At 68.9% G+C, this 6,127-nt stretch carries 4 protein-coding genes; all 4 read right to left on the reverse strand.

Annotated elements, in window-relative coordinates; translation table 11 throughout:
- Positions 1-136: 136 nt before the first annotated feature.
- Entirely contained in the window at positions 137-2,194 is a 2,058-nt protein-coding gene (locus AB0N14_RS39230; protein ID WP_366030487.1) for a SpoIIE family protein phosphatase, read from the reverse strand.
- A gap of 359 nt (positions 2,195-2,553) precedes the next feature.
- Positions 2,554-3,543, reverse strand: a complete 990-nt coding sequence (locus AB0N14_RS39235; RefSeq protein WP_366030488.1) for a cytochrome d ubiquinol oxidase subunit II — start codon at positions 3,541-3,543, stop codon at positions 2,554-2,556.
- A 6-nt stretch (positions 3,544-3,549) separates the two neighbouring features.
- Positions 3,550-4,947 carry a cytochrome ubiquinol oxidase subunit I gene (locus AB0N14_RS39240; protein ID WP_366030489.1) on the reverse strand — a complete coding sequence of 466 codons (1,398 nt, stop codon included), beginning with the start codon at positions 4,945-4,947 and terminating at the stop codon, positions 3,550-3,552.
- A gap of 342 nt (positions 4,948-5,289) precedes the next feature.
- Positions 5,290-5,769, reverse strand: a complete 480-nt coding sequence (locus tag AB0N14_RS39245) for a general stress protein (protein ID WP_366030490.1) — start codon at positions 5,767-5,769, stop codon at positions 5,290-5,292.
- Positions 5,770-6,127 lie beyond the last annotated feature (358 nt).

Raw genomic sequence — 6,127 nt, forward strand, 5'->3', positions numbered from 1 at the left:
ATCGCCCTCGTCATGCTCACCCTCGGAGGCGACCGCCCAACACTGCCAGGACGCCAACTCGCCTCAGACTGACCCACACATCAAGCAGAAGAGCCCCATTTTGCCCCTGAGCCGGTGAACCTTTCCGGCCACAGCACTAGGCGGCCCCTGAGTCGGGGCCGTCTCCCGCGGCCAGTTCCGCCCAGATGGTTTTCCCGTGACGGCTGTGGCGCGTACCCCAGCGCCGGGCGAGCTGGGCGACGATGAACAGGCCACGGCCGCCCTCCTCGAAGGTTCGCGCCCGTCGCAGGTGTGGGGTGGTGGTGCTGCCGTCGGACACTTCGCAGATCAGACTGTGGTCTTCGTGGATGAGAGAGAGCCGGACGGGGGGCTGCGCGTAGCGGATCGCGTTGGTCACCAGCTCACTGACGATGAGTTCGGTCGTGAACGCCGCGTCGTGCAGCCGCCAGGCAGCCAGTTGGCGGGCCGCCTGCTCACGGGCCTCGGCGACGACGGCAGGGTCCGCCCGGAGATCCCACGTGGCGGCGTGGTCGGAGTTCAGAACCCGCGTGCGCGCCATGAGAAGGGCCACGTCGTCGGTGGGCCGGCCGTCGAGAAGGGTGCCCAGAACGGCCCGGCAGCTCCCCTCCAACGAGGGCTGCGGCGTGCTCAGTGCGTGCAGAAGCTCCTGCAGTCCGCTGTCGGGGTCACGGTGGTTCCCCCGGATGAGACCGTCGGTGTAGAGGACCAACAGGCTGCCCTCCGGCACCTGCACGTCCACCGCCTCGAAGGGCAGACCCCCCAGCCCGAGGAGGGGGCCCGGCGGAACGTCGACGACCCGGGTGCTCCCGTCCGGCGCGACCATTGCGGGTGGGGGGTGACCTGCGCTGGCGAGCGTGCAGAGGCCTGCGACAGGATCGTAGATCGCGTACAGGCAGGTTGCTCCGACCTCTCCCGCGGCGCCGTCGACGTCGAGGTCCGCCCCGCCGTCCACGGGTGCGCTCTCGGTGCTCAGCCGGAGGACGACGTCGTCGAGGTGGGTGAGGAGTTCGTCGGGTTGCAGGTCGATGTCGGCCAGTGTGCGCACGGCGGTACGCAGCCGGGTCATGGTCGCCGAGGCGAGCAGCCCGTGCCCGACCACGTCACCGACCACCAGCGCGACACGGGCGCCGGACAGCGGTATCACGTCGAACCAGTCACCGCCCACTCCGGCGCCGTGCTGTGCCGGGAGGTACCGGCTCGCCACCTCCACCGCAGCGAGCTCGGGCATACGCCTGGGCAGGAGGTTCTGCTGCAGGATCCGGGACGTTTCGCGTTCGCGGCAGTACCGTCTGGCGTTCTCCAGGCACACTGCGGCCCTGGACCCCATTTCCTCGGCCAAGACAAGATCATCGCCGTCGAACGAGCGGGGACGCCGATGCCGCAGGAAGATCACCGTCCCGAGGACGCCCCCTCGGGCACACAACGGCACCGCGATCGCCGCGTACCCGTCGCCTTCGCCCGTCGTCAGGGCGGCGAGGCTCGGGTCCTGCGCCAGCCAGCCCTTCACGTCGACGTCATCGACGTATCCGGCTCGCGCAGGCATACACGCGCTCAGGTAACGGGCCGGGAACGACACCTGTGGGTACTCACCAGGCTTCAGCGCACCCCGGTGGACCCCCGGGCTTACGGGCTGCAGGGCCACCAGGCGCAACTCGACGGGCTCCGCCGGCAGCTCGGTCGGGGGCTCCCTGCCTCTCAGGACGCTCTCGAACACCCCCACGCTGACGACGTCCGCGAACCGCGGAACGGTGACTTCCGCCAGGTCGCGGGCCGTTTGCGTCACGTCCAGCGTGCTGCCGAAGCGCTCGCTGGCGTCGCTGAGCAGAGCCAGCCGACGCCGGGCGATCATGAGTCGTAGCCGGACTCGGCAGACCGCCAGGCCGACACCGCACGCCACCGCCACGCCCACGAGGACCGCGACACGACCACCCGGGAGGACGTCGGGCAATGCGACGCCATAGATGAGGCCGACCGCCAGGACGGAGAGCACACCGATCACCAGGGTGAGACGGAACGGCAGCAACGCGGCGGCCACCAGCGGAGCGAACACCGCGTAGAGAGCCCACCGGACATGACCAGCGCCCGAAATCTCGACCACCGCGGCGGAGAACAAGGCGATGTAGGCGACGAGCAGCGCGAAAACACGTTCGTCGATGCGAGGGGTAGCCGCCATACGCCATCTCCCGTGGACAGTCCGGACGTGCTCCGGATGTCGCCTGAGCCGACCTCTGTACGGGCATCCGGGCGGAACCGTCCGAGGAGCCCGCTCGGAACCTCGGCGAGAGGCCCGATGGGGCGGACGAAGATCCCCCGGGGGGGCAGCCGCCCCCTTCGTCCGCTTCTACCGCTGCCGCATGACTCCGCGGGGAGCTGCTGTCGAAGCGGGAACCCACTCTCGTGCTCACAAGGTAACAGGCGCCTGGCGTGGCGTCCTGCGGGGTGAGGACGAGCGCCATGCCCTGGCAACCGCACGAATCGGGTGAGCAGTGATCATCGTTGGACCCTCGTTCCTCGTTGGACCCTCGTTCCTCGTCAGCCGAGTTTGCGTCGCAGTTGCAGGCTGTAGAGCAGGAAGAGCGAGGGCGCGATCAGCACTGCCGCGACGCAGGACACTGCGAACAGCACCCACAAAGTGGCCGCCGGAGCCGCCGCTTGCTGGATGGTCACGTGCGTGCCCAGGAGGTAGGGGTACTGGGCGACTCCCCAGCCCGCGACGACGGTGGCGATCGCGATGGCCGCCAGGGTACGCACGACGGAAGGCCGGCCCCTGCGCAGCAGGAGGAGCGCGGCGAGGCCGCACAGGCCGGAGACGGCAAGGAGGGGCGCGCCCACCGTGCTCAGCTGGTGGAACAGGCGCGGGGAGTCGGCGTGCAGCAGGAAGACGCCCGCCAGCGCCACCAGGCCCGCAACGACGCCCGCGCCGAAGGCCCGATAGCGGAACGCCTTTTCCAGCGAGCTGTCCCCTCGCCGCCGAGCCTGTCCGGTGAGGAACACGGCGGCGAGATAGGCGCAGACCGTGACCGCGAGTACGCCGCCCAGAGCGGAGGTCGGGTTGACCCAACTGGACAACGCGTCACCGTGTCCCGTCGAGGGGACACGGCCGGAGGCGATCCCGCCCGCGATGGTGCCGAAGAAGAACGGGGTGAGTAGCGACGAGCAGGCGAAGGCGGCGCCGCTTGTTTGCTCCGCCCGGCCTTGGGTCAGCACATGGCGGAAGGCGAAGCCGGTTCCCCTGGCGACGATGCCCAGCGCCGCCAGTCCCAGGGGGAAGTACAGGGTGGTGGTGATGGCGGTGAAGGCTTGGGGAAAGCCCGTCCAAACCGTGACGAGACAGAAGATCAGCCATGTGTGGTTGGCCTCCCACACGGGGCTGAGGGATAGGTCGATCAGCTCGCGAGTGCGGCGTCCCCGGGCAGGCCCTCCGGCCGTCAGATCCCAGAAGCCGGCCCCGAAGTCCGCCCCGCCGAAGAGGGCGTAGGCGATGACACCGATGAACAGGACCACCGCGATCAGCGTGCTCATGCCTCATCAGCTCCGACCGCGCTGGTCCGTCGCCGGGGCAGGCCGGGGGCCGTACGGAACCGCGACGGCGTCGGTGCCCTCCACCAACCACCGGCGGCTCATGGTGCGCAGGACGAACCAGGCACCGGCACCGACGCAGACGTAGATCGCGAGGACCGTGGCGAAGAGCGGCCACAGATTGCCCCGCGTGGCGACCGCGTCCTTCGTCAGCAAGAGCCCCACGACGGTCCAGGGCTGGCGGCCGACCTCGGTCACCACCCAGCCGCTCCACAGGGACAGCAGCGCAACCGCGCCGGCGATCGACGAAATGCGCAGGAACCAGCGGTTCGTGGGCACCTCACGTCGCCGCCACCAAAGCCAGCCGTACCACACGGACAGCAGAAGCAGCAACGTTGCGGTTGCGACCATGACATCGAAACCGAGGTGCACGACGCTGACCACGGCGTCATCCGGGCGTACCGCTACGGGGATCGCGTCCAGGCCCTTGATTGTGGTGGAGGGGCGGAAGCCGGCGAGGATGGAGGCGACGTCGGGAAGCCCGACGCCGAAGCGCACCTTGCCGGCGACGAAGATGCCACCGAGGGTCTCCGGGATGTGATTGCCGGTTTTCGGAACCATCTCGATGGCGGCGAACTTGGCCGGTTCCCTGTCGAACACCTGACGGGCGATGGTGTCGCCGACGAGGAACTGCAGCGGCATGGCGATCGCCGCGACCGTGAACGGCACCTGGAACCCAAGACGGTGGTACTGGTCCCGACGTCCCTTCAGCAGGCCCCACGCGTACACCCCGGCGACCATGAACCCCGCGACGATGTACGACGCGAGGAGCATGTGCACCATCTCCCACCAGAACGCGCCGTTGAAGAAGACCTTGGACGGGGCCACGCCGACCACACGCCCGTTGTTCACCGTGACCCCGGCGGGCTGGTTCATCCAGCCGTTCGCCGCGATGACGGAGGCCGTTCCGCCGACGCTCGCCAGGGTGACCACGACGCCGGTGCAGAAGTGCGGCCACGGTGGAAGTCCCTTCCAGCCGTAGATGTAGATGGCCATGAAGATGGCTTCGAGGAAGAAGAAGAGCCCTTCAATAGCGAAGGGAAAGCCGAACGCGGGGCCATATCTACCCATCAGTCCGGGCCAGAGCAACCCCAACTCGAAAGTCAGCACGGTGCCGGAGACGGCCCCGACCGCGAACAGTACGGCCGCCACCTTCGACCACCGCTGTGCCAGGAGCAGCGCATGCTGATCGTCACGACGCAGCCCCCGGTAGTGGCAGAGCAACATCATGAAGGTGAATGCGACACCGAAGGGCACCAGAACGATGTGAAAGCCCAAGGTGAACGCCATCTGCTCGCGCGCGGGTAGGAGCTGTGGCGGGTCGGCGGCTCCCACAAGGGCAGACAACACCATGAATTCCCTTTCCGGCTCGCACAGCGGCGGACGACCCGCGAATTCGTCGCGCGCCTTTGGCTGCGGCGGCCAAGTGGCTGTGAACACTTGGGCGCTTTGTCAAACCTTCACGACGAAGCCTCACCCATCGGCAATCCGAAAAGGCGGGAACCGCAGGGCTGATCCTAGCGGGCGGACCCTCGCCTGCTCGGCAGTCGACAGTGTCGCTCTTTCCTCGTTGAGATCCTCTCGTGAGCGCCACGCATCGCGAGGACTCGACTTGCGACATTTCACTCCCGCACGAGCTTGTGGTCGCGCATCCCGGCGAAAGAGCAGGCGCCGGTGACCGCCGCTGAACTAGGACTCCCGCCAGCCGAGTTTGATCAGGAGGTTCTTCGCCTCCTCGGCCACCTGCGGGTCGGCGACGACGTCGTAGCGGGCTGCGATGATCTGACTGCGGGAAGCGAAGTCGCGGCGACCTCCCGTGAGGGCGTGACCGGTGAAGCCGAAGACGGCTCCGAAGACAGCCCCGTAGGCGATGCCGCTGAGCAGGAGCGCGAGGGCGTTGTGCGAGCCGGCGGCGAAGAGGGACAGCAGCAGACCGATGAGGAGGCCGAACCAGGCCCCGGAGCCCGCGCCGGCGAGGGCGGCTCGTCCGCGGGTGATGCGCCCGAGCACTGTCTCGACCATCCGCAGGTCCGACCCGATGATCGCCGTGCGTTGCACGGGAAAGCCGCTGTCGGAGAGGAAGTCCACGGCCCGTTGGGCTCCGTCGTACGTCGGATAGGAGCCCACTACGGGTCGGTCGACGTTCGGTGGGGGCGGCTGCACGGTCATCGCTCACCTCCTTCTCGCAGCCGAGTACCCGATGACGCCGGCGGCAAGCGGTCCGTGCACGTCCCGGCGTCCTGGCCGACGTCGGGGCGTGCACCCGGCCCAGCGGTCGGGCATCACCGGCACGCTGCGGCCGGGTGCCACGCCCACCGCGTCGAACACCGTGGCGTTGCCCATGGCCGCCTTCCGCGCCGTGCACCCGCTGCCGAGGTGCAGGTCTGCTGTCGGCTGCCGACGGTGGCGCCCGGCCCGGCGCCTGTGCTAGGGCCCCGGCAGGCAACGTTCGCCCGTCAAGGAGCGGCGTCCGGTGCGTGCTCTGGGGGTACCCCCTGCTCGAAGAGCTTGGGGGAGTGCCGGCCGG

This window comes from Streptomyces sp. NPDC051104 (assembly GCF_040682835.1).
Taxonomy (GTDB): domain Bacteria; phylum Actinomycetota; class Actinomycetes; order Streptomycetales; family Streptomycetaceae; genus Streptomyces; species Streptomyces cynarae.